The 25,273-nt window shown below is 65.7% G+C and carries 24 protein-coding genes; 10 read left to right on the top strand and 14 right to left on the bottom strand.

Going from position 1 to position 25,273, the window contains the following annotated elements:
- The first annotated feature begins 90 nt into the window (after positions 1–90).
- A complete protein-coding gene (gene uxaC / locus J7S20_RS01965) occupies positions 91–1,506 on the top strand; it encodes a glucuronate isomerase (RefSeq protein ID WP_284052551.1) in 1,416 nt (471 codons plus the stop codon).
- Positions 1,503–2,969 carry a mannitol dehydrogenase family protein gene (locus tag J7S20_RS01960; protein WP_284052550.1) on the top strand — a complete coding sequence of 489 codons (1,467 nt, stop codon included), beginning with the start codon at positions 1,503–1,505 and terminating at the stop codon, positions 2,967–2,969. Before uxaC ends, J7S20_RS01960 begins: the two co-directional genes overlap by 4 nt.
- Before the next feature lie 13 nt (positions 2,970–2,982).
- On the opposite strand, the gene manD is transcribed toward J7S20_RS01960, so the two are convergent.
- Both manD and J7S20_RS01950 read right to left on the bottom strand, forming a co-directional pair.
- On the bottom strand, positions 2,983–4,233 hold the full coding sequence (gene manD, locus J7S20_RS01955) for a D-mannonate dehydratase ManD (protein WP_284052549.1): 1,251 nt from the start codon (positions 4,231–4,233) through the stop codon (positions 2,983–2,985).
- Between the two features lie 103 nt (positions 4,234–4,336).
- The gene (locus tag J7S20_RS01950; protein WP_284052548.1) at positions 4,337–5,092 is read right to left on the bottom strand and encodes a FadR/GntR family transcriptional regulator; all 756 of its coding nucleotides are present in this window, start codon (positions 5,090–5,092) and stop codon (positions 4,337–4,339) included.
- Between the two features lie 186 nt (positions 5,093–5,278).
- Between J7S20_RS01950 and J7S20_RS01945 the strand changes: the two genes are divergently transcribed.
- Positions 5,279–5,536: a hypothetical protein gene (locus J7S20_RS01945; RefSeq protein WP_284052547.1), complete on the top strand. Its 258-nt coding sequence runs from the start codon at positions 5,279–5,281 to the stop codon at positions 5,534–5,536.
- A gap of 2 nt (positions 5,537–5,538) precedes the next feature.
- Here J7S20_RS01945 and J7S20_RS01940 read toward each other — a convergent pair whose 3' ends face one another.
- The 4 genes from J7S20_RS01940 to J7S20_RS01925 all read right to left on the bottom strand — a co-directional run bounded on the left by J7S20_RS01940 (position 5,539) and on the right by J7S20_RS01925 (position 10,096).
- Entirely contained in the window at positions 5,539–7,035 is a 1,497-nt protein-coding gene (locus J7S20_RS01940; protein ID WP_284052546.1) for a UxaA family hydrolase, read from the bottom strand.
- Between the two features lie 53 nt (positions 7,036–7,088).
- Positions 7,089–8,096 (bottom strand): sugar kinase, encoded by a 1,008-nt coding sequence (locus J7S20_RS01935; RefSeq protein ID WP_284052545.1) that lies wholly within the window; start codon positions 8,094–8,096, stop codon positions 7,089–7,091.
- Positions 8,097–8,286: 190 nt separating this feature from the next.
- Positions 8,287–9,063, bottom strand: a complete 777-nt coding sequence (locus J7S20_RS01930) for a sulfite exporter TauE/SafE family protein (RefSeq protein WP_284052544.1) — start codon at positions 9,061–9,063, stop codon at positions 8,287–8,289.
- 79 nt (positions 9,064–9,142) lie between these two features.
- Positions 9,143–10,096, bottom strand: coding sequence for an MBL fold metallo-hydrolase (locus tag J7S20_RS01925; RefSeq protein WP_284052543.1), 954 nt, complete (start codon positions 10,094–10,096; stop codon positions 9,143–9,145).
- A 107-nt stretch (positions 10,097–10,203) separates the two neighbouring features.
- Here J7S20_RS01925 and J7S20_RS01920 point away from each other — a divergent pair, with 107 nt between their 5' ends.
- Genes J7S20_RS01920 through J7S20_RS01905 form a run of 4 tightly spaced genes read left to right on the top strand, consistent with a single transcriptional unit; the run spans position 10,204 to position 12,679 of the window.
- Positions 10,204–10,860, top strand: coding sequence for a peroxiredoxin (locus J7S20_RS01920; protein ID WP_284052542.1), 657 nt, complete (start codon positions 10,204–10,206; stop codon positions 10,858–10,860).
- Positions 10,857–11,213 (top strand): ArsR/SmtB family transcription factor, encoded by a 357-nt coding sequence (locus J7S20_RS01915; RefSeq protein WP_284052541.1) that lies wholly within the window; start codon positions 10,857–10,859, stop codon positions 11,211–11,213. Before J7S20_RS01920 ends, J7S20_RS01915 begins: the two co-directional genes overlap by 4 nt.
- A 16-nt stretch (positions 11,214–11,229) precedes the next feature.
- On the top strand, positions 11,230–11,814 hold the full coding sequence (locus tag J7S20_RS01910; RefSeq protein ID WP_284052540.1) for a methyltransferase family protein: 585 nt from the start codon (positions 11,230–11,232) through the stop codon (positions 11,812–11,814).
- Between the two features lie 31 nt (positions 11,815–11,845).
- The gene (locus J7S20_RS01905) at positions 11,846–12,679 is read left to right on the top strand and encodes a class I SAM-dependent methyltransferase (protein ID WP_284052539.1); all 834 of its coding nucleotides are present in this window, start codon (positions 11,846–11,848) and stop codon (positions 12,677–12,679) included.
- 3 nt (positions 12,680–12,682) lie between these two features.
- Here J7S20_RS01905 and J7S20_RS01900 read toward each other — a convergent pair whose 3' ends face one another.
- Positions 12,683–13,576 (bottom strand): MBL fold metallo-hydrolase, encoded by an 894-nt coding sequence (locus tag J7S20_RS01900; protein WP_284052538.1) that lies wholly within the window; start codon positions 13,574–13,576, stop codon positions 12,683–12,685.
- Positions 13,577–13,730: 154 nt separating this feature from the next.
- On the opposite strand from J7S20_RS01900, the gene J7S20_RS01895 reads away from it, so the two are divergent.
- Positions 13,731–14,273 carry a hypothetical protein gene (locus J7S20_RS01895; RefSeq protein ID WP_284052537.1) on the top strand — a complete coding sequence of 181 codons (543 nt, stop codon included), beginning with the start codon at positions 13,731–13,733 and terminating at the stop codon, positions 14,271–14,273.
- Here the strand turns inward: J7S20_RS01895 and J7S20_RS01890 are convergent.
- Genes J7S20_RS01890 through J7S20_RS01875 form a run of 4 tightly spaced genes read right to left on the bottom strand, consistent with a single transcriptional unit; the run spans position 14,270 to position 17,889 of the window.
- Entirely contained in the window at positions 14,270–14,980 is a 711-nt protein-coding gene (locus J7S20_RS01890; RefSeq protein WP_284053374.1) for a Crp/Fnr family transcriptional regulator, read from the bottom strand. The genes J7S20_RS01895 and J7S20_RS01890 overlap by 4 nt on opposite strands.
- Positions 14,981–15,028: 48 nt before the next feature.
- Positions 15,029–15,151 (bottom strand): cytochrome bd-I oxidase subunit CydX, encoded by a 123-nt coding sequence (cydX, locus tag J7S20_RS01885; RefSeq protein ID WP_284052536.1) that lies wholly within the window; start codon positions 15,149–15,151, stop codon positions 15,029–15,031.
- A gap of 11 nt (positions 15,152–15,162) precedes the next feature.
- Positions 15,163–16,302 carry a cytochrome d ubiquinol oxidase subunit II gene (gene cydB, locus J7S20_RS01880; RefSeq protein WP_284052535.1) on the bottom strand — a complete coding sequence of 380 codons (1,140 nt, stop codon included), beginning with the start codon at positions 16,300–16,302 and terminating at the stop codon, positions 15,163–15,165.
- A 15-nt stretch (positions 16,303–16,317) separates the two neighbouring features.
- A complete protein-coding gene (locus J7S20_RS01875) occupies positions 16,318–17,889 on the bottom strand; it encodes a cytochrome ubiquinol oxidase subunit I (protein ID WP_284053373.1) in 1,572 nt (523 codons plus the stop codon).
- 126 nt (positions 17,890–18,015) lie between these two features.
- Here J7S20_RS01875 and cydD point away from each other — a divergent pair, with 126 nt between their 5' ends.
- Positions 18,016–19,677: a thiol reductant ABC exporter subunit CydD gene (cydD, locus tag J7S20_RS01870; RefSeq protein WP_284052534.1), complete on the top strand. Its 1,662-nt coding sequence runs from the start codon at positions 18,016–18,018 to the stop codon at positions 19,675–19,677.
- Positions 19,674–21,293, top strand: coding sequence for an amino acid ABC transporter ATP-binding/permease protein (locus J7S20_RS01865; RefSeq protein WP_284052533.1), 1,620 nt, complete (start codon positions 19,674–19,676; stop codon positions 21,291–21,293). The genes cydD and J7S20_RS01865 overlap by 4 nt, the downstream gene beginning before the upstream one ends.
- Here the strand turns inward: J7S20_RS01865 and hemN are convergent, their stop codons facing one another.
- The 3 genes from hemN to J7S20_RS01850 form a co-directional block, all read right to left on the bottom strand.
- A complete protein-coding gene (gene hemN / locus J7S20_RS01860) occupies positions 21,294–22,616 on the bottom strand; it encodes an oxygen-independent coproporphyrinogen III oxidase (RefSeq protein WP_284052532.1) in 1,323 nt (440 codons plus the stop codon).
- A gap of 231 nt (positions 22,617–22,847) precedes the next feature.
- Positions 22,848–23,681 (bottom strand): 4-(cytidine 5'-diphospho)-2-C-methyl-D-erythritol kinase, encoded by an 834-nt coding sequence (locus J7S20_RS01855; RefSeq protein WP_284052531.1) that lies wholly within the window; start codon positions 23,679–23,681, stop codon positions 22,848–22,850.
- Positions 23,682–23,688: 7 nt separating this feature from the next.
- Positions 23,689–25,251: a tetratricopeptide repeat protein gene (locus J7S20_RS01850; RefSeq protein WP_284052530.1), complete on the bottom strand. Its 1,563-nt coding sequence runs from the start codon at positions 25,249–25,251 to the stop codon at positions 23,689–23,691.
- Between the last annotated feature and the right edge of the window lie 22 nt (positions 25,252–25,273).

Raw genomic sequence — 25,273 nt, 5'->3', positions numbered from 1 at the left:
TTCCATCCTCGCGGTAGTCCGACAGCACAGCCTCACCCTATTCGCCTTGCGGCCGAGGCGCGGGACCGCAACCACAATCGAGAGCATAGAATGGCAGAACTGACGCTACATCCCGATCGCCTGTTTCCGGCGGAGCCTGCGACGCGCGACATCGCGCGGCGGCTATATGGGGCGGTGAAGGATCTGCCGATCATCAGCCCGCACGGCCATACCGATCCGGCCTGGTTCGACGAAAATCAGCCGTTCGAGGATGCATCGAGCCTGTTGATCATTCCCGACCATTATGTGTTCCGCATGTTGTTCAGCCAGGGCGTAAAGCTCGAAGATCTGGGCATTCCGCGCGTCGATGGCGGGCCGACCGAGGGCGACCACCGCGCGATCTGGCGGCGCTTTGCCGAAAATTACTACCTGTTCCGCGGCACGCCGTCGCGGATGTGGCTCGACTGGGTGTTCGCAGAGATGTTCGGCATGACCGAGATCCTTGGCGCCGACAATGCCGACCAGTATTACGATACGATCGGCGCGGCGCTCGCGACCGACGGCTTCCGCCCGCGCGCGCTGTTCGAACGGTTCGGGATCGAGGCGATCGCCACCACCGAAAGCGCGCTCGACCCGCTTCCGCACCACCGCGCGATCCGCAGCAGCGGCTGGCAGGGAAAGATCGTCACCACCTACCGCCCCGACGCGGTCGTCGATCCCGACTATGAAGGCTTTGCCGACAATCTGCAGCAGCTGGGCGAGATCACCGGCGAAGACGTCGGCACCTGGGCCGGCTATCTGAGTGCACACCGCAACCGCCGCCAATATTTTCGCGAGGTCGGCGGCGCGACCGCGACCGATCACGGGCATCCGACCGCTGCCACCGCCGACCTGTCGTCGGCCGATGCCGAAAAGCTCTACGCCAAGGTCCGCTTGGGCGATTTCACACCTGCCGAGGCCGAACTGTTCCGCGGTCAGATGCTCACCGAAATGGCGCGGATGAGCATCGAGGACGGCATGGTGCTGCAGATCCATCCTGGCGCGCACCGCAATCATAATGACATGGTGATGCGCACGTTCGGCCGCGACAAGGGCGCCGACATCCCGACCCAGACCGATTATGTCGGCGCGCTCCAGCCGCTGCTCGGCCGCTATGGTTCGGACCCTGCCCTCACCATCGTCATCTTCACGCTGGACGAGGACGCCTACAGCCGCGAACTCGCGCCGCTTGCCGGGCACTATCCCGCGCTCAAGCTCGGACCGCCCTGGTGGTTCCACGACAGCCCCGAAGGGATGCGGCGCTTTCGCGAGCGCGCGACCGAAACTGCGGGCTTCTACAACACCGTCGGGTTCAACGACGACACGCGCGCCTTCCTGTCGATCCCGGCGCGCCACGATGTCGCACGGCGGATGGACTGCGCGTTCCTCGCGCGGCTCGTCGCCGAACACCGCCTGCCCGAGGACGAAGCGCAGGAGGTGGCGCACGCCCTCACCTATGGCCTCGTGAAGCAGGCCTACAAGCTGTGAGCGAGCGCCTCTCGCAAGCCGCCACCGCCGATCTTCCCGCCGCGGTAGAGACGCCGGGCTATGACCGCAACGCGGTCACGCAGGGCGTCGTCCATCTCGGCATCGGCGCGTTCCACCGCGCGCATCAGGCTGCGGTGTTCGACGCCGCACTGCGCGCCGGTGACCTGCGCTGGGGCATTACCGGCGTCTCGCTGCGCTCGGGCAGTGTCCGCGACCAGCTCAACCCGCAGGACGGACTTTACAGTCTGGTCGTGCGCGAGGGCGACCAGCAGGACATCCGCATCATCGGTGCGGTCGATACGGTGGTCGTCGCGCCCGAGGACCCTCAAGCGGTGGTCGCCGCGCTGGCCAGTCCCGACACGCATATCGTCACGCTGACCGTGACCGAAAAGGGCTACAAGCTCGACCCCGCGACCGGGCGCCTGCGCGATGACGATGCCGACATCGCCGCCGACCTGCAAAGCCTTGCAGCGCCGCACACCGTGCCGGGACTGCTCGTTGCCGGGCTGGCGCAGCGCAAGGCGGCGGGCCTGCCCCCGTTCACCGCGATCAGTTGCGACAACCTTCCGCATAACGGCCAGCGGCTGCGCAAGGCGGTGATGACCATGGCGCGCGCGCATGACAAGGCGCTCGCTGACTGGATCGAGGCCGAGGGCGCGTTCCCGCAGACGATGGTCGACCGGATCGTGCCGGCGACGACCGACGAGGATATCGCCGCCCTTGCCGAAACACTCGGCGTCGAGGACCGCGGCATGGTCAAGACTGAACCCTTCACCCAGTGGGTGATCGAGAACCGGTTCGCAGGCCCACGCCCCGACTTCGACGCGCTCGGCGTGCAACTCACCGACGCGGTTCCGCCCTGGGAAGACGCCAAGCTGCGCCTGCTCAACGGATCGCATTCGGGGCTTGCCTATCTCGGCGGACTGGCGGGCATCGACTTCGTTCACGAAATGGTCGCGCGCGAAGACGCTCGCCGCTTCGTCGAGACGCTGTGGAACGAGGCAGAGGTCACGCTGTCACCGCCACCGGGGCTCGACATCGCCGCCTATCGCGCCGAACTGATGGCGCGCTTCGCCAACTCCGCGCTTCAGCACCGCACGCGCCAGATCGCGATAGATGGCTCGCAAAAGCTGCCGCAGCGCCTGCTCGCCACCATCGCCGCACGGCGCGAGGAAGGGCTCGCCTCTCCCGCGCTCACGCTCGCAGTTGCTGCATGGATGCGCTGGCAGGGCGGCACCGACGATGCCGGCAAACCCCATACGGTCGACGACCCGCTGGCCGACCGCACCGCCGCCGCGCTCAACGGCTGCGACACGGCAGAGGCGCGGGTGAAAGCATTGCTCGCCATCAACGCGATCTTCCCGACCGAACTCGCAGCGGATCAGCCTTTCCGCTCCGCGCTAACCGAATGGCTGAACATCCTCGAAACCGACGGCGCACTCGTCGCGATGGCGACGCTCTAGCCCGCGGGCAAGGCTACCAGTTCCAGAGCGTTCCGTCGGCGAGCCGCGCGATGGGAAGCTGCTTGGGCTCATATTCGTATTTCGCTGCCAGCTTCTCGTCGAGATCGACACCGTGGCCGGGCTTCTCTCCGGCAAACAAATAGCCATCCTCGAACCGATAATCGTGCGGGAACACCTCGTCGGTCTCTGGCGTGTGGCGCATATATTCCTGGATGCCGAAATTGGGCACCCAGCTGTCGAAATGCAGCGCTGCCCCCATGCAAACCGGCGACAGGTCGGTCGCGCCGTGGCTGCCGGTGCGCACCTGATAGAGGCTCGCGAGATCGGCGATGCGGCGCAGATGCGTGATGCCGCCGGCATGGACGACGGTGGTGCGGATATAGTCGATCAGCTGGTTCTGGATCAGCTCACGGCAATCCCAGATGGTGTTGAAGATTTCGCCGACCGCGAGCGGGGTTACCGTATGCTGCCGGATCAGGCGAAACGCTTCCTGGTTTTCGGCCGGCGTCGAATCCTCCATCCAGAACAGGCGGTACGGCTCCAGCGCCTTGCCGAGCCTGCCGGCCTCGATCGGGGTCAGGCGGTGATGGACGTCGTGAAGCAGCTCGATGTCCGGCCCGTACACGTCGCGCAGCCGCTCGAACAGCTTGGGCGCGTGGTTCAGATAGGCCGGCGTCGACCATAAAGTCTCGGTCGGCAGCGTCCCGTCGGCGGGTTCGTAGTACAGGTCGCCCTTGCCGACGCCATATGCGCCCTTGACGCCGGGAATGCCGCTCTGCGCGCGGATCGCGCGGTAGCCCATATCCTTGTACGCACCGACCTGATCGACGGTCTGCTCGATATCGGCGCCGTTGGCATGGCCATAGACGAGCACACGATCGCGCGACCGCCCGCCAAGCAACTGATAGAGCGGCATCCCCGCCGCCTTCGCCTTGATATCCCACAGCGCGGTATCGACCGCGGCGATCGCGCTCATCGTCACCGGGCCGCGCCGCCAGTACGCGCCGCGATACAGGAATTGCCAGATATCCTCGATCCGCTGCGCATCGCGCCCGATCAGGTTCGGAACGACATGATCGGTGAGATAGGACGCGACCGCGAGTTCACGCCCGTTCAGCGTGGCGTCGCCGATGCCATAGATGCCCTGGTCGGTTTCGATCTTGAGCGTAACGAAGTTCCGCCCCGGACAGGTGATGATCACCCGCGCATCGCGGATCTTGATCGCCCCGTTGCCTGCGCCCGCGCCATTCCCGCCATCGTTCATCGCCATGTACACCTTGTCTGAAGTTCGTTCGGTCGCTGGGCGCGACCAATGTTATCTGACAAGTTGCACGGCGAAGGCCGAGACGCAAGTTGCGGCTATCGATTTATATCGGCGCAAACCGCTGCGTGCGGCTGCGCAATTCGGCGGCCTCCGCACGAACGCGCTCGATCCCGTCCATTTCGGTTGCGGTCAGCAGATTGTCGATCACGCGGCCGAGATGATCGCGCATCGCCTTTCGCGCGCCGGTGGCGTCGTTGGCCGCGATGGCATCGACGATCGCCCGGTGGTCGTCGATGCGGGGCTTGACGCCCGACCGGCGCGATCGTTCAAGCATCTTCATGCACAAGGGAGAACGGTGGCGCACATCCCACAAGGTCTCGACCACCAGCAGGATAGCGTCGTTTCGGGTAGCTTGCGCAATTCGCAAATGAAACTCGCGGTCGGCGACTTCGTCGAGCAGTTCGCGCTCATTCTCCTCGATCATGCGATCGAGAATCATCCTTAAATCAGTGATATCGTCGGCATCAGCCGTTACCGCGGCAAGCGCTGCACACTCGCCCTCGACCAGCCGCCGCGCCTCGGTCAGTTCGAATGCGCCGATATCGAGTTCGGAGGGCGACAGCATCTCGCTCGATCGCTCGGTCACATAGACACCCGATCCGCGACGCGCCTCGACAAGGCCGATGATTTCCATTCCGATCATCGCCTCTCGCAGGGTAAGGCGGCTGACATCGAACCGTTCGACAAGCTCGCGCTCCGGCGGCAACCGATCGCCGGCCTTGTACTTGCCACTCGCGATTTCCGCCTGAAGCGTATCGATGATGGCCCGATAGAGTTTCGGGGCGCCGGAGCCAGCCATGATCTCTCCTGATGTTATAAGCGGACGAGGCTACTCCAATGCGATTGTGCTGTCATCGCCCGACAGGTGTAATGCCGTGAACCGCTCTGCCAGATCGACAGAATGTTATCAGACAGAAGCCGCTTGATAAGCCTGGCATGACGCATGTCGTTACCCCGAGAAGCGAACGAACCGGCCGGTGTAGGAATGCGGATCGGTGCCATCCTCACGCAAATTCGGCAACGAGGATATGAGCGCCCCATGATCCACGGCGTTATCGATATCAGCCACCCCGTATTCGGTTTCGACGGACATATTGCGGCGGCTTTGACGATTCCGTTTCTCGAACGGATCGATGGCTCCCACCCCGTTGCCATCGATGATGCGCAAGCCTTTGCCGCCGACGCGGCCAAGCGCATCTCAGCCGGGCTGGGATGGCACGGCAAAGCGGCGGCGCCACGCTGACTTCAAACGGTGACGCCCTGTTTCCAGATGGCGATTTCGCGTTCGGCGTTGCGTTCGGACCTGGTTTCGGCGCCCGAGGCGGTTTTGGCGACGAGATCGAGCAGTCGGGCGGCGGCCTGATCCATCGGCTCGCCGGTCAGCACGGTGCCGGCGTCGAAGTCGATCCAGCCGGGCTTGCGTTCGGCAAGCGGCGTGTTCGAAGCGATCTTCAGTGTCGGCGCCGGGAATCCCATCGGCGTGCCGCGCCCCGTGGTGAACAGGATCACCGTCGCCCCCGCCGCAGTCAGCGCGGTTGACGACACGGCGTCATTGCCCGGTGCTTCCAGCAGCGTCAGCCCATGTTCGCGCACCTGTTCGCCATAGCGCAGCACTTCAACCACCGCGCTGCGCCCCGCCTTCTGTACCGCACCGAGCGACTTTTCATCGAGCGTGGTGATCCCGCCCGCCTTGTTGCCCGGTGACGGATTTTCATAGATCGGCTGGTCGTGCGCGATGAAATAATTCTTGAAATCGTCGACCACCGTCTGGATCCGGTCGAAGATTGCGCGGTCCTTCGCGCGCGACATCAGCACCTGTTCGGCACCGAAAACTTCCGGGATTTCGGTCAGGACCGGGGTTCCGCCCGCCGCCGCCACCGCATCGGCCACACGGCCGACCACCGGGTTGGCGGAGACGCCCGAAAACCCGTCCGATCCGCCGCACTTCAGGCCGATGACCAGTTCCGACAGCGGCACCGTTTCGCGCTTGTCCCGCTCCGCGATCGCGACCAGCTCGCCGATCATATCGAGCCCGGTTTCATATTCGTCGCCGACCATCTGTGTCGCAAAATAGCGCAGCCGCTCGCGGTCGAGGTCAGGCGCCGATTCGAGCAACGCGTCGATCTGGTTGTTCTCGCACCCCAATCCAATCAGCAGCACTCCGCCCGCATTGGGATGACGCGCCAGGCTCGCGATCAGGTCGCGCGTATGGCTGAGATCGTCGCCAAGCTGCGAACATCCATAGGGATGCGGAAAGGCATGGATGCCATCGACCCGCTCGCCGAACCGCTTTTCGGCCAGTTCGACGAGCCGGCGAGAGGTTTGCGCAACGCAGCCGACGCTGCACAGCACCCAGATTTCGTTGCGCGTGCCGACCCGACCGCTCGCGCGCCGATAGCCCTCGAAGCTCGCCGCCGCGCCGGGTAGCGGCTCAGGCGCCGTGTCGATCGGATCGTAGCGATACTCCTCGACGCCCTCGAGCAGCGTCTTCACATTGTGCGTATGGACATGCTCGCCTGCTTCGATCGCCTGCGTCGCGACACCGATCGGCCAGCCATATTTGATGACCTGCTCGCCCTTCGCGATCGAACGCAGCGCAACCTTGTGCCCCTGCCCTACCCCACCGCGCAGCGTCACCTCCACCCCGCCGACCGCAATCGTCGCGCCCGCCGCCAGATCATGCAGCGCCGTCGCTACATCATCCCTCGGGTCGACACCGTGAAGATCCTTGTGATCGGGCATGAGAATCCCTGATTTATTTGCGTATCGGCGCCTTCCGTAGCAACCGGTGACGCTCAACGCCTGACGTCTACACCCCCGGCAATGAACCCGTCGAGGTCAGCGCGTCCGAACAGGCTGGCATCGCCCGGCAGCGAATGTTTGAGGCTGGTCAGCGCCAGCCCGTTCGCCGCCGCATCGTCGATCGAACGGCCATTGCGCAGCGCATCGAGTACGCCCGCCGCAAACGCGTCTCCGCCGCCGATTCGGTCGACGATACCCGACAGCGTGATCTCTTCGGTCTGGGCATGCCCGTCCCGCGCATCGACGCGCGCCGAAATGCGGTGATGGTCGGAATCGACCACGTGCCGCGCGGTCGATGCGATGATGTCGAGTTTCGGAAACGCCTCGAACGCCGCCTCTGCAGACGCTCTGCGTCGCGCCTCGCCGTCGCTTCCGAAATCGCGGTCGAGCAAAAGCGCGATATCGCGATGGTTGCCGAACAGGATATGCGCCGCGGACACCAGCTTCGTCAGGATCGCCTTGGGATCGCTGTCCCAGCTTTCCCACAGCCGTGCGCGGTAATTGCCGTCGAACGAGATGGTAATATCGCGCACCGTTGCCGCCTCGACGGCGTCCAGCGCCGTCTGCGCAGGGACCGGGCCAAGTGCGGGCGTGATGCCGGACAGGTGCAGATGGTCGACACCATCAAGCAAGGCGTTCCACTCCCAGGCACTCGCGGGAGCCTCGGCAAAGGCCGAATGCGCGCGGTCGTAGATAACGTCGGTGGGACGCAGCCCGGCGCCGGGGGTTACGAAATACAACCCCATCCGCCCCGCCATCCGCCGCACGTGACGGCAGTCGACACCCAGCGCCCTGACGCTCCGCTCGGCCGCATCGCCGAGCGCATTCTCGGGCAATATCGTCGCCAGCGCCACATCATGGCCGAGCAACGCCAGCGCGGCCGCCACGTTCGCCTCGGCGCCAGCGGTCCATATGTCCAGCGTCGGCGTTTGCAGGAGAAGCTGACGCCCCGGCGGCGACAATCGCAACATCACTTCGCCGAAAGCCAGCATCTTCCCCATAAACCATCCCCTCTCGCTTGCCCCATGATCCGAACGTCAGGAGCCATATCGGCTCAGGCGCGGATTTGCACCCATGTTACGGTGCAATGGCGAGGAAGGTTTTGGAAACGGGACGGCCGGCGGTCCCCTCTGATATCACGGTACCGCCTGTACCGAGTGCGCCGATGGCGAACGCCAGGCGATCGGACGATTACTGGCCCGTTGCGCTCTTCCACAGCATATAGGCGGCGACGACGAAGATCAGGATCGCGAAGACGGTGGTCAGCTTTCCGCCGCCGGACAGCTTGCGGGCAAGCACGGTACCGCCAAGCCCGCCGGCGATTCCACCGACGATGAAGATACCGGCGAGCGGCCAGTCGACCAGGCCCGAAAAGGCATAGTTCGCCGCCGTGGTCAGCCCGAATGCGGTGACCGCGACGAGGCTGGTCCCGACGGCATTGATCATCGGCATCTCGGTCGAGGCGACGAGGCCGGGAACGATCAGGAAGCCGCCACCAATGCCGAAAAAGCCGGAAAATATACCGGTGCCGAAGCCGAAGCCCATCACCTTGGGCGCGTTTTCGCGGTTGCACTGGGCACCCGCCTTTCCTCCGCCCTTGCGGCCGCGAAGCATCAGAATGCCGACAACGACCATGACCAGCGCGAACAGGAACAGCAGCTTCTGTCCATCGAACGCCTTGCCAAGCGTGGACCCGCCGATCGCGCCGATAATGCCCGCCGCAGCGTACATCGCGCCGCAACGCCACTTGACCGTATGCGCACGGGCATGGCTGGCAAGGCCTGTCGCAGCGTTGACGGCGACCGCCAGCGCGCTCGTGCCGATCGCCATGTGCGCGCTCGGCACGCCGACGAGATAGACCATCAGCGGGACCGCGAGGATCGATCCGCCACCGCCGACCAGCCCGAGCGAGAAGCCGACAAGCGCACCGGACAGCGCGCCCAGCAGATATTGCATGGGTTCAAGCATTGGCGTCAGAAATCCTCACTCTGGGTCGGGCGTGCGCCCGGTATGAAAATCGGGTCCAGGCGTCGCGCGCCCCGCACGGTCAAACCGAATCCAGCGGAATCTTCAGATAGCGTTTGCCATTGTCCTCGGGCTCGGGAAGGCGACCGCCGCGCATGTTCACCTGCACCGAAGGCAGGATCAGCTTTGGCATGGAGAGCGTCTTGTCCCGCTTGGTGCGCATGTCGAAAAATTCGTCTTCGCTGACGCCGTCATGGACATGGACATTGGCCGCGCGCTCCGCACCGATCGTCGTTTCCCAGACATAGTCGTCGCGCCCAGGCGCCTTGTAATCGTGGCACAAAAGCAGCCGCGCCTCTGCGGGCAGCGAGAGCAGCCGCCGGATCGAGCGATAGAGCTGGCGCGCATCCCCGCCGGGAAAATCGGCGCGCGCGGTCCCGAAATCGGGCATGAAGATCGTGTCGCCGGTAAATACCGCATCGCCGATCACATATGCGAGGTCGGCAGGCGTGTGCCCGGGTACATGCAGCACGATCGCCTCTACCTCGCCCAGCCGGAAGCTGTCGCCGTCGTCGAACAACCGGTCGAACTGCGATCCGTCGCGTTCGAAATCGCTGCCGGCGTTGAACAGCTTGCCGAAGGTTTCCTGGACGGTGATGATCTCGCGACCGATCGCCAGCTTCCCGCCCAGCCGTTCCTGAAGATAGGGCGCGGCGGACAAATGGTCGGCATGGGCGTGCGTTTCGAGCAGCCATTCGACCTTCAGCCCCTCCTTCTCGACATAGGCGATGATGGCATCGGCGCTCGACCGCGCGGTCCGCCCCGCGGCAGCGTCGTAATCGAGCACCGAATCGATGATCGCCGCGACACGCGTCGCCGGATCGTGGACAACATGGCTGGCGGTAAAGGTCGGTTCGTCGAAAAACGTCCGGATCACGGGACGTTTTCCGTCCGGCTTGCGCGCGGTTTCGATGATTTCGGATGCGCGGGCGAGCGCAACATCGTCCGCGACGGTCGGTTGGACAGCATCAGTCATGACAGTCACCATATTTGATTGATTACTTATATTCAATAAGTATGAATTACACTTGCACCAATCAACGCCCTGTCCGAAAAACCCGGTTGCGACAGAAGGGTTCAATTTTGCAGCCAGATACCCAATTACCGAATAGCTGCTCGCCGGTCCGGATCGGCGAGACGATGCCCAATTTCACCGCCCGCAGCACGCAAGGCGTGGTCTCGCTGGACGATTTCCGCGGTCGCTGGCTGGTGCTGTTTTCGCACCCCGCCGATTTTACGCCGGTATGCACGAGCGAGTTCGTCGCAATTGCCCGCGCCGCCGGCGCCTTTGCCGAACTGGGTTGCGATCTGATGGCGCTGTCGGTCGACAGCCTGTTCTCCCACCTCGCGTGGATCCGTGCGATCCACGACCGGTTCGATGTCGAGGTGAGCTTTCCCGTCATCGAGGATCCGACGCTGGAGATTGCTCGCGCCTATGGCATGGTTGCCCCCGATGCCGCCGATGCGTCATCGGTACGCGCGACCTATTTCCTCGATCCTGAGGGCATTCTGCGTGCCTCTTCCTGCTATCCCGCAAGCGTTGGGCGTTCGGTGGCGGAAATGCTGCGGACCGTGACCGCGCTCCAGCGCGCGCAGCAAGGCGACGTGCTTGTCCCTGCCGACTGGACGCCCGGCGAAGCGGTACTCGAAGTGCCGAGCCATTCCGTTTCCGACATACTCGCCGCCGACAGCGCGACCGACTGGTTCTACCGCACGCGCCCCGATGGAGACGCCGAATGAGCGCCGAGATCGAGATCGAGGATGCCGCGGCGCTGCTCAAGGCGATCGGCCACGCGACCCGGCTCACGCTGCTCGACGCGCTCGTCGATGGTGAGCGCGCGGTGGGCGACATCGAAAGCGTGACCGGCATCGGCCAGCCTGGCCTGTCGCAGCAGCTTGGCGTTTTGCGCAAGGCCGGACTGGTGCGGACGCGGCGCGAGGCGAAGCAGATTTTCTACCGGATCGACACCGATCGAATTGCGCAAATGGGCGCGCTGATCGACCGGCTCGGCGGGGCCGGCGAGGCAGATCCGGTCGCGACCCGGATGCGCGCAGGCGGCGGCGCAGCGATGTTCGCGCGCGTCGACCGATGAAAGCGTTCCGCCCGGCATGACCCTGATCGACCACATCCTCTACGCGCTATGCTGGCTGAGCTTCGGGATGGTGCACAGCCTGTTGTCCGGCGCGACCGTGCGCAGCGGGCTCGGGCGCCTCGTCGGGCGCTGGCACCGGCTGACGTTCAACGCCGTGGCGCTGGTCCACCTCGCGCTGATCCTGTGGGCCGGGCGATTGCTGGCCGGCGACGATACGGCGTTCGCATTGCCGGAATGGCTGTTCTGGATCATGAACGCGATGGTCGCCGGTGGCCTGTTGCTCGGCGCAGCGGCGTTGCGGAGCTACCGCGCCGGGCCGTTTCTCGGCTGGGCGCAGCTGCGCGGCGAAGGCGACGACGAAACCGAACTTGAAATCGGCGGACTGCACCGCTGGATGCGCCATCCGCTCTACACGGCCGGCTTTCTGCTGCTCTGGGGCCTGGCGCGATCGCAACTGGCGACCGCGACCGCGCTCTGGGCAAGCCTGTACTTCGTGATCGGCAGCCGGATCGAGGAACGCCGCCTGGTCGCGCGCTTCGGCGCAGCCTATCGGCGATACCGCGCGCAAACCCCGGCATTTTTCCCTCGGCCGGGGCGATAAACCGCTTTTGACAGGAAAAAAGGACCACGGCATGGGCGAAACTCCATCGAGCAGCGACTGGGCGGGCGAGCGCGGCGAGAAATGGCGCGATCAGCTCGACGGTCTCGAAGCAATGCTGGAACCGGTCAATGCGCCATTGATCGCAGCGCTGCGCCCCGAAGGCGCCATGCGCATCGCCGATATCGCCTGCGGCGGCGGCGCCACGACGCGCGCAATCGCAGAGCATTGCGGCACCGGGGCGCAGGTTTTCGGCTTCGACATCTCACCCGCGCTGGTCGAGGCCGCGCGCGAGCGATCGGCGGACATGGATCGCCCGCCGCTGTTCGACGTTGCCGATTCGTCGGCCTTGCAGGTCGAACGCCCCTTCGACCGCGTGGTATCGCGTTTCGGCACGATGTTCTTTGCCGATCCGCCGGCGGCGTTCCGCAACATCGCGGCACTGGTCGCGCCGCAGGGGCGGTTCTCCTTCGCTGTCTGGGGACCGCCACAGGATAATGCGTGGATGGCGACCGTCCGCGAGGCCGTCACGCGCTTCGTAGAGGTGCCCGCGCCCGAACCCGATGCGCCCGGCCCGTTCCGCTATGCCGATCCGACCCCGCTCATCGCGATGCTGCGCGAGGCCGGGCTGCACGATGTGACAGTCGAGGACTGGCGGAACGAAATCGCGCTCGGCGGCGGCCTGCCCGCTGCCAAGGCCGCCGATTTTGCGCTGGCGTCGATGTCGGTCGGCCAGTTGATCGAAGAAGCCGACGAGGCCGCTGCCGCAAAGGCGCGCGAGGCACTTGTCGAACGCTTTGCCGCCGCGGAAACGACGGGCGGCGTCACCCTGCCCGCGCGCGTCCATATCATCAGCGGAACCGCCTGACGCTCAATCGTCCTTGGGCGGCTCGAAATAATCGAGCGGTATCTTCAGGAAGGATCGGCCGCACGCTTCCGGTTCGGGCAGGCGTCCGCCGCGGATATTGACCTGCAGCGCCGCCAGCATCTGTTCGGGAAGCGGCAGCGTGGCATCGCGCTTTTCGCGCAAAGCGACATAGTCCTCCTCGCTCACGCCGTCATGGACATGCTTGTTGCTTTCGCGGTGTTCGGCAACCGTCGCGGCGCACGCGACATCGCGGCCATCGGGGCAATAGTCGTGCCCGACGAACAACATCGTTTCGCGCGGAAGATCGAGGATCGTGCGGATCGTGCGGTAGAGTTCGTGCGCATCTCCGCCGGGGAAATCGGCGCGCGAGGTACCGGCGTCGGGCATCATCAGCGTATCGTGAACAAATGCCTGCTCGTCGGTGACGTAACTGATCGAGGCGAGCGTGTGCCCTGGCGAAAACAGCACACGGATTTCGGTCTCGCCGAGCATGAAGCTTTCGCCGTCGGTGAACAGCCGATCCCACTGCGCGCCATCGGTCGGCTGGTCGGGAAGGCAGTAAATGTCCTTCCACAGCTTTTGCACCTCGCGCACCTTTTCCCCGATCGCGCGCGGCGCCCCAAGCTTTTCGCCCAGATAACAGGCGGCGGAAAAATGGTCAGCATGCGGGTGGGTATCCAATATCCACGCGACATCGAGCGCTTCATCGGCGACGCACCGCAACAGGCTGTCGGCATTTTCGGTCGATGTTCGTGCCGAGCGGCGGTCGAAGTCCAGCACCGGATCGATGATCGCAGCCTTTCGCGTCGCCTTGTCGACAAGAATATATTGCAGGCTGCCGGTCAGCTGGTCGTATTGCCACCAGACCGTCGTGCGGGCGAAGTCGTGCTTGTGCATGGAAGGGCTCCTCTCGCTGCCAATCACCTACGCAATGATTGAAATTGTATAATGTTCAATCACGGTGTCCGCCGCGCATGCCGGCTATCCTTTTGACTGCGATCAATGTCCGGAGTGCGCTCCGCTGCCATCAGGCAGGCGAGAGGAGTGCGGCATGGCCGAAAGCAAAGGCCCGGATGACAAGGTGATTCGACTGTCCGCGCGGACATCGGCGATCCGGCGTTCGGACGTGGCGCCGATCGCCGAGCGGCACCTGCGCGTGCTTGCGATATGCGACCTGCTGGAAGGCCATGCCGATGAACTTCCGGCGCGCCGCGCAGAGGCGGCGTTGATCGGCCATTGCGCCGAGCTGAAGGAGCTTTGCTGGCCCGACCAACCGGCCGAGGTCGAACGTCTCGACAGCTTGTTTCGGCGCCACGCCGAAGACGCGCAGACCGCGTTCTGGATCGCAACGCTGCGCGGATTCCGCATTGCCGATGCCTCGAACGCCCAGGAGCTGGTTGAAGCGCTTGAAACCCAAGGTGACCGGCGGCGTATCACCGGCGATGTTCTGGGCTATGCGCTGCGCTGCCTGTTCGAGGGGTGCCGGCGCACGGTGCAATTCGAACGCCTGCTATGCCTGTCGATCGGCAAGGCCCGGATGACGCAGGGCGCGCGCTCGCTTCTTGGCGGCGAACCGGCGTCGGCGCGGGGTTAGGCGGCCTCGGCGCGCGCCTGCAGCGCATCCCGGTCGCAAATCGTCACAGCCCTTCCGCCAGGCAAGGCAATCACGCCCGCCACCTTCAGCCGCGTCATCTGCCGACTGACCGTTTCGATGGTCAGTCCCAGCACGTCGGCGATCTGACCGCGCGTCAGCGGCAGGTCGAAGGTCAGCGGCCCGTCGGGCACGGCGCGGCACGCGCTCGTCCCCGCGCGCTCTGCCATGTCGAGCAGAAAGCCGGCGACCTTTTCCTGCGCCGAACTGCGCGCGAGCGACAGCATCCGCCCGCGCGCCGTATTGAGCGCCTGCAACGTCCGCTGAAGCAACAAGCGCTCCATGGCATGGTGATCGTCGAGCGCACGTTCGAACGGAGCGCGCGGGAACAGGCAAACCTCGGCCTCGGTCAGCGCGGTCACGGTGAATTCGGCCTTTTCGACATAGGGCTGGCCGACGAAATCGCCGGGATAGACCAGTCCGACAATCTGTTCGCGCCCGTCGGCGGATGCGGCGACCAGCTTCAACACGCCCGAGATCAGATTGCCGCATACGACGCTGTCGTCGCCGGCCCAGAGCAGGGTTTCGCCACGTTCCATTTCGCGCCGGTGGCCGATCGCATTCAGCTGGGCGAGTTCGTCATCGCTTAGCGTACTGCACAGCGCACGGTCGCGCACGGCGCAATGGGCACAGGGTTCGGCCAGCTCCATGCCCACATTATAGAAAAGGGGTCGGCAATTGCCGACCCCCATTTTCGGTTATTCGGCCATGCCGACTTCCTCGTCATCATCGACCGGCAGATGGAACTCGTGCCAGATGCCGTTGAGGATGCCGAAACCGACGGCGAGGCCGAGGCCCAGCACCCAGGTGAAATACCACATCGCTTGGCTCCTCAGTAGAAATCGGGGTTGGTGTTGACTTCCTGCGTGGTCACACGACCGAACATCACCTTGTATGCCCAGGCGGTGTACAGCAGCACGATCGGCAGGAAGACGACGGTGACGACCAGCATGATCCCCAACGTCGTTTCGCTCGACGAGGCGTTCCAGACCGTCAGGCTGGAATGGATGTCGATGCTCGACGGCAGGATATAGGGAAACATCGACAGCCCCACGGTGGAGATGATGCCCAGCGCGCCGATCGACGACCCGCCAAAGGCCATCAGTTCACGACCGGCGCGGATGCCTGCGAGCGCCAGCGCGGTTCCGGCGAAACCGAGGACGGGCGCGAGGATCATCCAGGGATGGAGACCGTAATTGGTCATCCAGCCGCCGGCGACCTGTTCGGTCGTGGTGCGCAGCGGGTTCGACGGACCGAACGCGTCCGCAGCCCCGACCATGCGATAGCCGATATCGCCGAACGCGATCCACAGGCCGCCGATCGCGAAGAGGACGAGCCCGGCGAACGCGGCGAACGTTCCGAAACGGCGGGCACGGTCGTGGACGGCGCCGTGTTCGACCTTGATCGCAAGCCAGGCCGCACCGTGGACGACCAGCATGGCGACCGACAACAGGCCGCACAGCAGCGTGAAGGGCGTGAACAGGCCGATCAGCCCACCCTCGTACCAGGACCGCAAGTCGCTATCGATGCGGAACGGCGCGCCTTGCAACACATTGCCGACCGCAACGCCAAAGACCAGCGCGGGGACGAGACCGCCGACAAACAACGCCCAGTCCCACCGGCTGCGCCACGCGGGATCGGGCTTTTTCGACCGGTATTTGAACCCCACCGGCCGCAGGATCAACGCCGCCAGCACGAGGAACATCGCCAGGTAGAAGCCCGAAAAGCTGACCGCATAAACGAACGGCCATGCCGCGAAGATGGCGCCGCCGCCGAGGATGAACCAGACCTGGTTCCCTTCCCAGGTCGGACCGACCGAGTTGATGACCATCCGGCGCTCCGCATCAGTGCGGGCGACGAATGGCAACAGCGCCGTCACGCCAAGATCGAAGCCGTCGGTGAGCGCAAACCCGATCAGCAGCACCCCGAGCAGCACCCACCAGATCAGGCGCAATATCTCATAATCGAACATCGTTGCTCCTCCCGATCAGGCGGTTACCGGCACGGCGGGAATATCACCGTGCGAAGGTTGCGGGTCTTCGGAATGCTCGTACGGTCCGTGGCGGATCGTCGCGAGGATCAGCCTCACCTCGATCACCGCAAGCGTGCCGTAGAGCAGCGTGAAGCCGATCAGCGTGGTCCACAGCTCCGCGCGGCTGAGCGTAGAGGTCGCCAGGAATGTCGGCAGCACGCCGTCGATCGCCCAGGGCTGACGGCCAAGTTCGGCGACCAGCCACCCGAGTTCGATCGCGATCCATGGTAACGGAATAGCGAACACCGCGAGGCGCAGGAACCACTTCGCGTCCATATGCTTGCGCAGCGAGCACAACAGGAACGCGGTCGCGAACAGCGCGATCATCAGGAAACCGATGGCTGCCATCACGCGGAAGCTCCAGAACATCACCGGCACGTTGGGCACCGTGTCCCACGCCGCCCGGCGCACCTGCTCGGGCGTTGCGGTCGACGGGTCTTCGACATAGCGCTTCAGGAGCATGGCATAGCCGAGATCACGTCCGTGGCGGGCAAACACTTCGCGCGCCGCCATGTTCTGCGGATCCTTCTTCAGCACCTGCACCGCGCGATAGGCCGACTGGCCGGATACGATCCGCTCCTGCGCCTTCAGCACGAGTTCGGACATGCCCGATACCGCTCCGTCGAGGCTGCGCGTAGCGATCAGCCCCAGCACCCAGGGTATCTTCACCTCGTACCGCGTTTCATGCGTCTTGAGATCGGGAACACCGAAAACGGTCAGCCCCGCCGGGCTGGGTGCCGTGTGCCAGGCAGCCTCGATCGCGGCGAGCTTCATCTTCTGGTTGTCGGTGAGCGCGTAGCCGCTCTCGTCCCCCAGAACGACGACCGACAGCGAGGACGCAAGGCCGAAGGCCGCAGCGACGGTCATCGACCGCTTGGCGACATTCACCCATTTCCCGCGCAGCAGGTAATAGGCCGAGATGCCGAGCACGACCACCGATGCGCAGACATAGCCCGCGCTTACCGTGTGAACGAACTTCGCCTGCGCGACCGGATTGAACAGCACCGCGCCGAAATCGGTGACCTCCATCCGCATCGTGTCGGGATTGAAGGTCGCGCCGACCGGATGCTGCATCCAGCCATTGGCGATCAGGATCCACAGCGCCGAAAGGTTGGTCCCCAGCGCGACGAGGAAGGTCACACCCAGATGCGCGAGCTTCGACAGCCGATCCCATCCGAAGAACATGATCCCGACGAACGTGGCCTCCAGGAAGAAGGCCATCAGTCCTTCGATCGCCAGCGGAGCGCCGAAGATGTCGCCGACATAGTGCGAGAAATAGGACCAGTTGGTACCGAACTGGAATTCCATGGTCAGGCCGGTCGCGACGCCCAGTACGAAATTGATCGCGAAGATGCGGCCCCAGAACCGGGTGATCGTTCGCCAGATCGGCCGGTTGGTCATGACGTACACGCTCTCCATGATGACGAGCATGAACGACAGGCCGAGCGTGAGCGGCACGAACAGGAAATGGTAGAGCGCCGTCGCAGCGAACTGGAGTCGCGACAGGTCGATTACCCCCGGATCCATCATGTTTCTCCCGATTTTGGGCAAGTATGATTCGCCCGATACTGTTCCGCAGCTAGGCCCTCGGCGCAGACAGAACATTGACCGCGGTCAAAGACCTTTTGTCCGTGGTGCGCGACGAGCAAGGCCATGACGGCGACAACAGGCGACAAGGCGGCACAACGCGACCGCGCACGATGGCTGCGCGCGGCGGTCGGTCGCGACCCGCGGGTGCGGCTGTCAGTCGCGCTGCTCATCGCCGATGCGGTCGCGGCGACCGGGTTCGCCGGCGGAATCGCAGCGGCGGTTGTGGCTGTGCCCAAGGGCATGGCGGCAGTGCTTCCCTGGGCGGTGCTTGCCATGGCGTCGGGAGCGCTGCGGGGTCTGGCCGCGATGCTCGCCGCGCGAACGGGCGCGGCGGGCGCCGAAACCGTCAAGCTGACGCTGCGCACGCGCGTCGTCGATGCGCTTCTTGCCCGCGCCCCCGGATCGAACACGACCATCGGCACGCTGCTTTCGACGGCGGTCGATGAAGTCGACGCGCTCGACGGCTATGCCGCACGCTTCCTGCCGGCGCGCAAGGCCGCTGCACTCGCGCCGATGCTCGTGCTGGCAGCAGTCGCCGTCGCCAGCCCGATTTCGGCGGCCATCCTCGTCGCGACGCTGCTACCCTTCATCATTGCCATGGCGCTGGCAGGCGGCGCGGCGGCGAACGAATCGCGTCGCCAGTTCGTCGCGCTCTCGCGGCTTTCGGGGCGTTTTGCCGACCGTATCCGCGCGCTGCCCGTCGTGCTCGCCTTTCGTGCGACGGAACGCGAGGCGGAAGCACTGGGACGCGCGGCCGATGAATTGGCGCGCCGGACAATGCGCGTGCTGCGCGTCGCCTTCCTGTCGTCGGCCGCGCTCGAATTCTTCGCCGCGCTGTCGGTGGCGATGGTCGCGGTATATTGCGGCTTCAACCTGCTCGGTCAGCTTCCCTTTTCAGTGCCCGAACAGCTCGATCTGGGGCGCGCCTTTTTCGTGCTGGCGCTGGCGCCCGAATTCTACGCGCCGATGCGGCGGCTCGCCGCGGCCTATCACGACAAGCAGGCGGCCGAGACGGCGTCCGATCGGCTGCGCACGCTCCCCGAACCCATATCCGCGCCGGCAACGCCGATGCCCGTCGGGCTTCCGGCGCTGCGCTTCGACCGGGTGACGATCCGCTATCCCGACACCGGAAGGCCAGCCGTCAACGGCCTGTCCTTTCAGGTCGGCGCAGGCGAGACGGTCGCATTGCTCGGTCCGTCGGGAAGCGGGAAATCCAGCCTGCTTCACCTGCTGCTGGGGCTGGCGCCGCTGACCTCCGGCCGGGTCGAGATCGACGGTGCCGCCCTGCCCGCCGGCGCCAGCATCGCGTCGCTGGCAAGCTGGGCGGGACAGCAGCCATTGGTGATCCCGGGCACGATCCGCGACAACCTGCTGCTGGCGAACGCGGACGCGAGCGAAAGCGAGCTTGCACGGGCAGTCCATGAGGCTGGTCTCGCGCCCATGCTCGCCCGTCGCACCGACGGCATCGACACCCGTCTCGACACCAGGGGCGGCGGAATTTCGGGCGGCGAACGCAGGCGCATCGCACTCGCCCGCGCGTTGCTGAAACCAGCGCCGCTGCTGCTGCTCGACGAGCCCACCGCCCATCTCGACGCCGCCGCCGAAGAGTCGCTGATCGCGACCATCGCGTCGGCGCGCGCCGGTCGCACCACGCTGATCGCGACGCACAGCGAGCGATTGGCGGCGATCGCCGACCGCGTCGTCCGCCTTGGAGAACCGGCATGACCTTCCGCGAGTTGCTGGCGCGAGAACGACGGGCACAGCGCGGGCTTTTGGTCCGCGCCGCGATCCTCGCCGCGCTGACCGCCGCATCGTCGGTCGTGCTTCTCGGGCTGTCGGGCTGGTTCATCACCGCGGCTGCATTTGCGGGCGCAGCCGGCACGACCGCCGCGCTTGCCTTCAACTATATGCTGCCCGCCGCCGGTATCCGGCTGCTGGCGATCACGCGCACCGCGGCGCGCTATGGCGAACGCCTTGCCGGCCATGAAGCCGCCTTCCGCGCGCTCGCCCGCCTGCGGCCGCAACTGTTTCGTGCGCTCGCCGGCGCTCCTGCCGAAAAATCGCTGGCGCTCGGGACCGGCGAGGCCAATGCCCGACTGATCGGCGATGTCGACGCGGTCGAAAATCATTTCGTGCGCATGTCCTCTCCCTGGGGCGTGGCCGCAGCCCTGGCTTCGGGATTGGCGCTGATCGTGCTCGGCGGAATAATGGCTGCGCTGGCGACGCTGGCCTGTCTGGGCGTGATGCTGGCGCTTGCCGACCGTATCGCGCGGCGTTTCGCGGAACGCGGTCGCGCCGTGCAGCGCGCGGGCGGCGAACTGCGCGAGACACTTGCCACGCTCGCCGGTGCCGCGCCCGAATTGCGGTGTTTCGGCCTCGAAGATTATGCCGCCGATCGCATCGCGACATCGAGCCGCAGGCTCGCCAGCGCCCAGCGCCGTCAGGCGGAAGTCGCGGGGTGGTTCGAGTTGCTCCATGCTGCAACGGTCGCCATCGCCGCCGGCACGGCACTGCTCCTCAGCCTTGCGGCCGGCGCACCGCTCGCAGCGCTCGCCGCACTAGCCGCAGCGATGACGATCGACGCTGCCGGCCCAGCGCTTCGCGCGCTGCTCGAACGCGGTCGTTTGCAGGAGGCGGAGGCGCGTCTGGAAGCGCTGGTCGAAGCAGCGGTCCCGCCGCGAACCTGCTCCCCCCTGCCCGCCGATTATTCGATTACGATCGCGCGTCCTGTTTCGTGCCGGATCACGCAAGGCGAGCATATGGCGCTGAACGGCGTTTCGGGGGTGGGCAAGACGACGCTGATCGAAGCGTTTATCGGCCTGCGACCGGTCGCGCGGGGCGCCGTCACGCTGGGCGGGATCGACCTTTCCGAGCTACCCGTCGATGCGGCCCGCTCCTGCTTTGCCTGGATGCCGCAGGATGCGGCGCTCATCGCCGGATCGGTGCGCGAGAACCTGTTGCTTGCAAATCCGGGCGCCGACGAGGTGGCGATGTGGCAGGCGCTGGCGGATGCCGCGCTGGAAGATCGGGTTCGCGCGCTCGATAACGGTCTCGATAGCTGGATCGGCGAGAATGGCGTGCGGCTGTCGGGCGGCGAACGGCGACGGCTGGCACTGGCGCGGGCCTATGTCGCGACCGCGCCCTGGCTGTTGCTCGACGAACCGAGCGAGGGACTTGATGCGGTTACCGAGGCAGTGGTCGCAGCGCGGCTGGCCGACCGGCTCGACCGTACCGGACAGGGCGTGATCCTCGTCAGCCACCGCCCCGCAATGGCCGCGATATGCAATCGCTCGATCATGCTTGAGAGCGCAGATACGGTGGCCGCGCGCGACGCGGCCTGATCACACCGCGCTGCTGAACCGGATCGCGCTGTCCGCGCGGTACGCGTCGAGCGTCGCGGCGATGGCCCTGGCATAAGGCACTGCGGCACGCCGCAGCCGAAGAACATCGCCCTGCCATTCGATCAGACCGTGGTCGGCAAAGGGCCGCAACCGATCGCGGATCGCGGAAAGATCGCCAAGCGCTGTCAGTTCGGCGCTCCCGTGGCAGAGCAGCGCCTCGATCGCGGCGCCGCGCACCCGGTCCTGCCGCGTCCGGCCAACGCCCCGCGCAGTGGCGAAGCGCCCCGCCGCGACCGCGATCTGATAGCGTCCGGCGTTCTTTTCATTCTGTAGCAGATGTGCGGGAAACTCGCTGATCGCGCTTGCGCCCAGGCCGATAAGGACGCGCGCCTGATCCTCGGTAAAACCCTGGAAATTGCGGCGAAGCGAGCCATCCGCCGCGGCCAGAGCAAGCGCGTCACCAGGCTTTGCGAAATGGTCGAAACCGATCGCGGAATAGCCCGCGCCGGTCAGGAAATCATGCGCCAGCGCCGCCTGCGCGAAACGCCGTTCGGCGCCCGGCAAAGCGTTCGCATCGATCCGGCGCTGGCGCGGGATCATGTGCGGGACATGCGCATAGCCGAACACGGCCAGCCGGTCGGGCGCCATCGCAAGGCTCGCCTCCATCGTGCGCATAGGGACATCGCTGTCCTGTCCCGGCAGCCCATACATCAGGTCGAAATTGATCGAATCGAGCCCCGCCGCACGCAACATCTCCATCGTCCTGCGGATGTCCTCCTCCGGCTGGACCCGGCCGATCGCGGCCTGGATCGCCGGATCGAGCGTCTGGACGCCAAGGCTGGCGCGCGTAACACCCGCCTGCGCCATCGCGTCGGCCCATGCGGGAGAAAATCCGCGCGGATCGAGTTCGACCGAAAGGATCGCGTCGTCGCAGGCAAAGGCGCTGCGCAACCGGTCGGTCAGGCGCAGGAAAGCCGCGGGCTCGATCGCATTGGGACTACCACCGCCGAACGCGATCCGTCCGACACGGCCGCGCCCGGACAAACGGTCCGCGACGAGTTGGATCTCGCGCTCGAGCCGTTCGAGATAGTTCGTCAATCGCTGGGGGCGGTTCGCGGCCCCGGTGTTGCATCCGCAATACCAGCAGATCGACTGGCAATAGGGAATATGCAGGTAAAGCGACAGCGCGTCGCCTTCGCCAACCGTGTCGAGCGCGTCCGCCAGGTCGGCCGGCCCCACCGTATCGACGAACTCGGCAGCGGTGGGATAGCTGGTATAGCGCGGAACGGGCCGGGCGAGCAGATCGGGATAATAGGTCCACATGACGCCGCATTGGCCGCTTGTGCGGCATGCTTCATTGATCGCCGTCAAAACGCCGCCGAACATCGATTTCCGGGTAAGAACTTGGGTGGCGCCCGCGCGGACGCGGGGGCCACCCTCGGACGTTGTGCGCCCGGCACGCGATCCGGGTATCCGCTGCTGAGCAAGACCGATGCCAGGTGCGAATCTGCGTCGTTTACACCGCCCGCCGTCCCGCTTCGACACGAATTTCTGTCACGCGAGTGCCGTTTCGGAACACCACCAGCCCGGCTGCGCCGCGCGAACGTTCGCGGCCGCGCGGTGACACTCGTCGGCCCTTGCGAACAGCGCGAAACAGGTCGCGCCCGATCCCGACATGCGCACCAGCCGCGCGCCCTGCTGCCGATCGAGCAGCTTGATAACGTCGCCGATCACGGATTGCAGCGCGATCGCCGGCGGTTGAAGATCGTTGCGAGACGCCATCGCGCTCTGGATCGCCCGTCCGGGCGCAAGGCCGTCGCTCGCCTCGCCCGACCAGCGCGCAAAGACAGCCGGCGTCGATACCGCCACCCCCGGATTGACGAGCAGCGCCGGAATCCCTGCGACATCGTCCACCGCCTCCAGCTTCTCGCCGCGCCCGCGACCGATCGCGGTGCGACCGAACAGACAGGCGGGCACGTCGGAACCAAGTGTTTCGGCGCACCGCATCAGCTCGGGATGGTCGGTCGCAATACCGAACTGCCGCGCCATCGCGCGCAGCGTCGCCGCCGCGTCCGCCGATCCTCCACCGATGCCCGATGCGACCGGCAGATGCTTGGCCAGCGTGATCGCGACCTTGTCGTCGATGCCGAACCGTTCGCGGAACAAGTCGCGCGCGCGGCACACCAGATTGTCGCCTTCCAGCCCCGTCAGCGCCTCGGCATAGGGGCCGGTAATCGCCAGGCGGTCCTCTTCCGCCACATCGACGCTGATCTTGTCGCCGAATTCGACGAACGCGAACAGCGTTTCGAGTTCGTGATACCCGTCCTCGCGCTTGCCGCGGATGTGCAGCGCAAGGTTCAGTTTCGCGCGCGCCGGCTCTATCATCATCGCCCGGTCAGTCCACGCCTTGCTTCAGCCCCGAAGCCAGTTTGGCGTCGATCCGCTGCGCCTCTTCCCCATCGGCATTGACCGCCGCCGCGCGCCAGGCATAGCGCGCCTCGTAATGCCGCCCCGCGCGCCAATAGGCGTCTCCCAGATGTTCGTTGACGGTCACGTCACCCGGCCGCGACTTGGCGGCCTTTTCGAGCAGCGGGACCGCCTTCGCGATCTTCCCGCGCTTGTAATAGGCCCAGCCGAGTGAGTCGGTGATCGACGGATCGTCGGGCCGCAAGCGCAATGCCTGTTCGATCAGCTTCTGCGCCTCGACCAGATTTTCGCCGCGCTCTATCTGCGCATAGCCAAGATAGTTGAGCACGATCGGCTGCTGGGGCGCGAGCTGCTGGGCCTTGCGCAGTACCGGCAGCGCCTCGTTCCACTTGCCCGCCTGTTCGAGCGCGCCGCCGCGTTGCAGGTATAGCGGCCACCCCGCCCGCTCACCGGCCATGTCGATCGCGCGCGCATAGATTTTCGCAGCATCGCCATATTGCCCGACCGAAACGAGAAGGTCGCCATAATCGCGCACCTCGTCGAGATTTGCGCCCGGCGCATCGGCGATGCGACGCGCTTCTTCAAGCGCGAGCTGCTGCTCTCCAGCGCGCGTCAGCATCGTCACGCTTTCATTGCGCGCAGCCCGGGCGAATGGGCTGTCGGCGTCGATCTGCGCGAGCACGCGGTGCGCCTCCATATCGGCGCCGTCGCGCGACAATGCATCGGCGAGCAACAGTCGCGTGCGGTCGTCGCCGGGTTCGAGCAGCAACGAGGAACGACCGAGCAGAACCTGGAGCGGAAGCACGCGTTCGCTCGTCAGGCTGGCCATCAGGTCGGCGTAGAGCAAGGCAATGCCGAACGCGGCATTGGGCTTCACCTTGCGCCGGAGCAGCGCCTCCGGATCGAGGTCCGGCAGGTCGGTACCGCGCAGCACGTTCAGCGCCTCGTCGCGCTTGCCCTTCGCGCGAAGCAGTTGCGCCGCGCCGATCCGAATACCGATATCGCTGCCGTCGGGCGAAAGATCGGCCTGCAGCGCGGCAAGCCCGGCATCGGTGCGCCCCTTTGCAATCAGCAGCAACGCACGCTGCCCGCGCGCATAATGCGCACCGATGGCACTGTCGTTCGCCGCGTCGAGCAACGCGATCGGATCGCCCCGCCGGCTGCCATACGCAACCCACGCATTCAGCGAGGGCTGCAGGAATTCGAGCGGCCCGTCGGCAAGCCCGTCGATCGCAGCGTGTGCGCGCTTCCAGTCGTGGCGCTCGACCGCGTCGGCCAGCGTGAAGAGATAGCTGTCGGGCGAGGCGACCTGATTGCGGTCGAGCACCGCCCCGGCCTGGCGGACAAGGTCGAGGTCGCCCGCCGTCATCGCTTCGCGATAGGCGCGGATGGCGACCACGACATTGTCGGGCGCCGCCTTCAGCGCATCGGCATATCCCGAAACCGCCACCGGCACGTCGCCATCGGCATCGGCTGCGCGCGCCTTCACATAGGCGGCAAGGTCGCCGGTGCTCGCGCTGGCCGGCGCCACCGGGGCCAATGCGCCCAGCGCG

Source organism: Stakelama marina (assembly GCF_018122655.1).
GTDB lineage: Bacteria > Pseudomonadota > Alphaproteobacteria > Sphingomonadales > Sphingomonadaceae > Sphingomonas > Sphingomonas marina.
The sequence above is the reverse complement of the archived record's forward strand: the minus strand, read 5'-3'. Positions and strand labels throughout refer to the sequence as shown.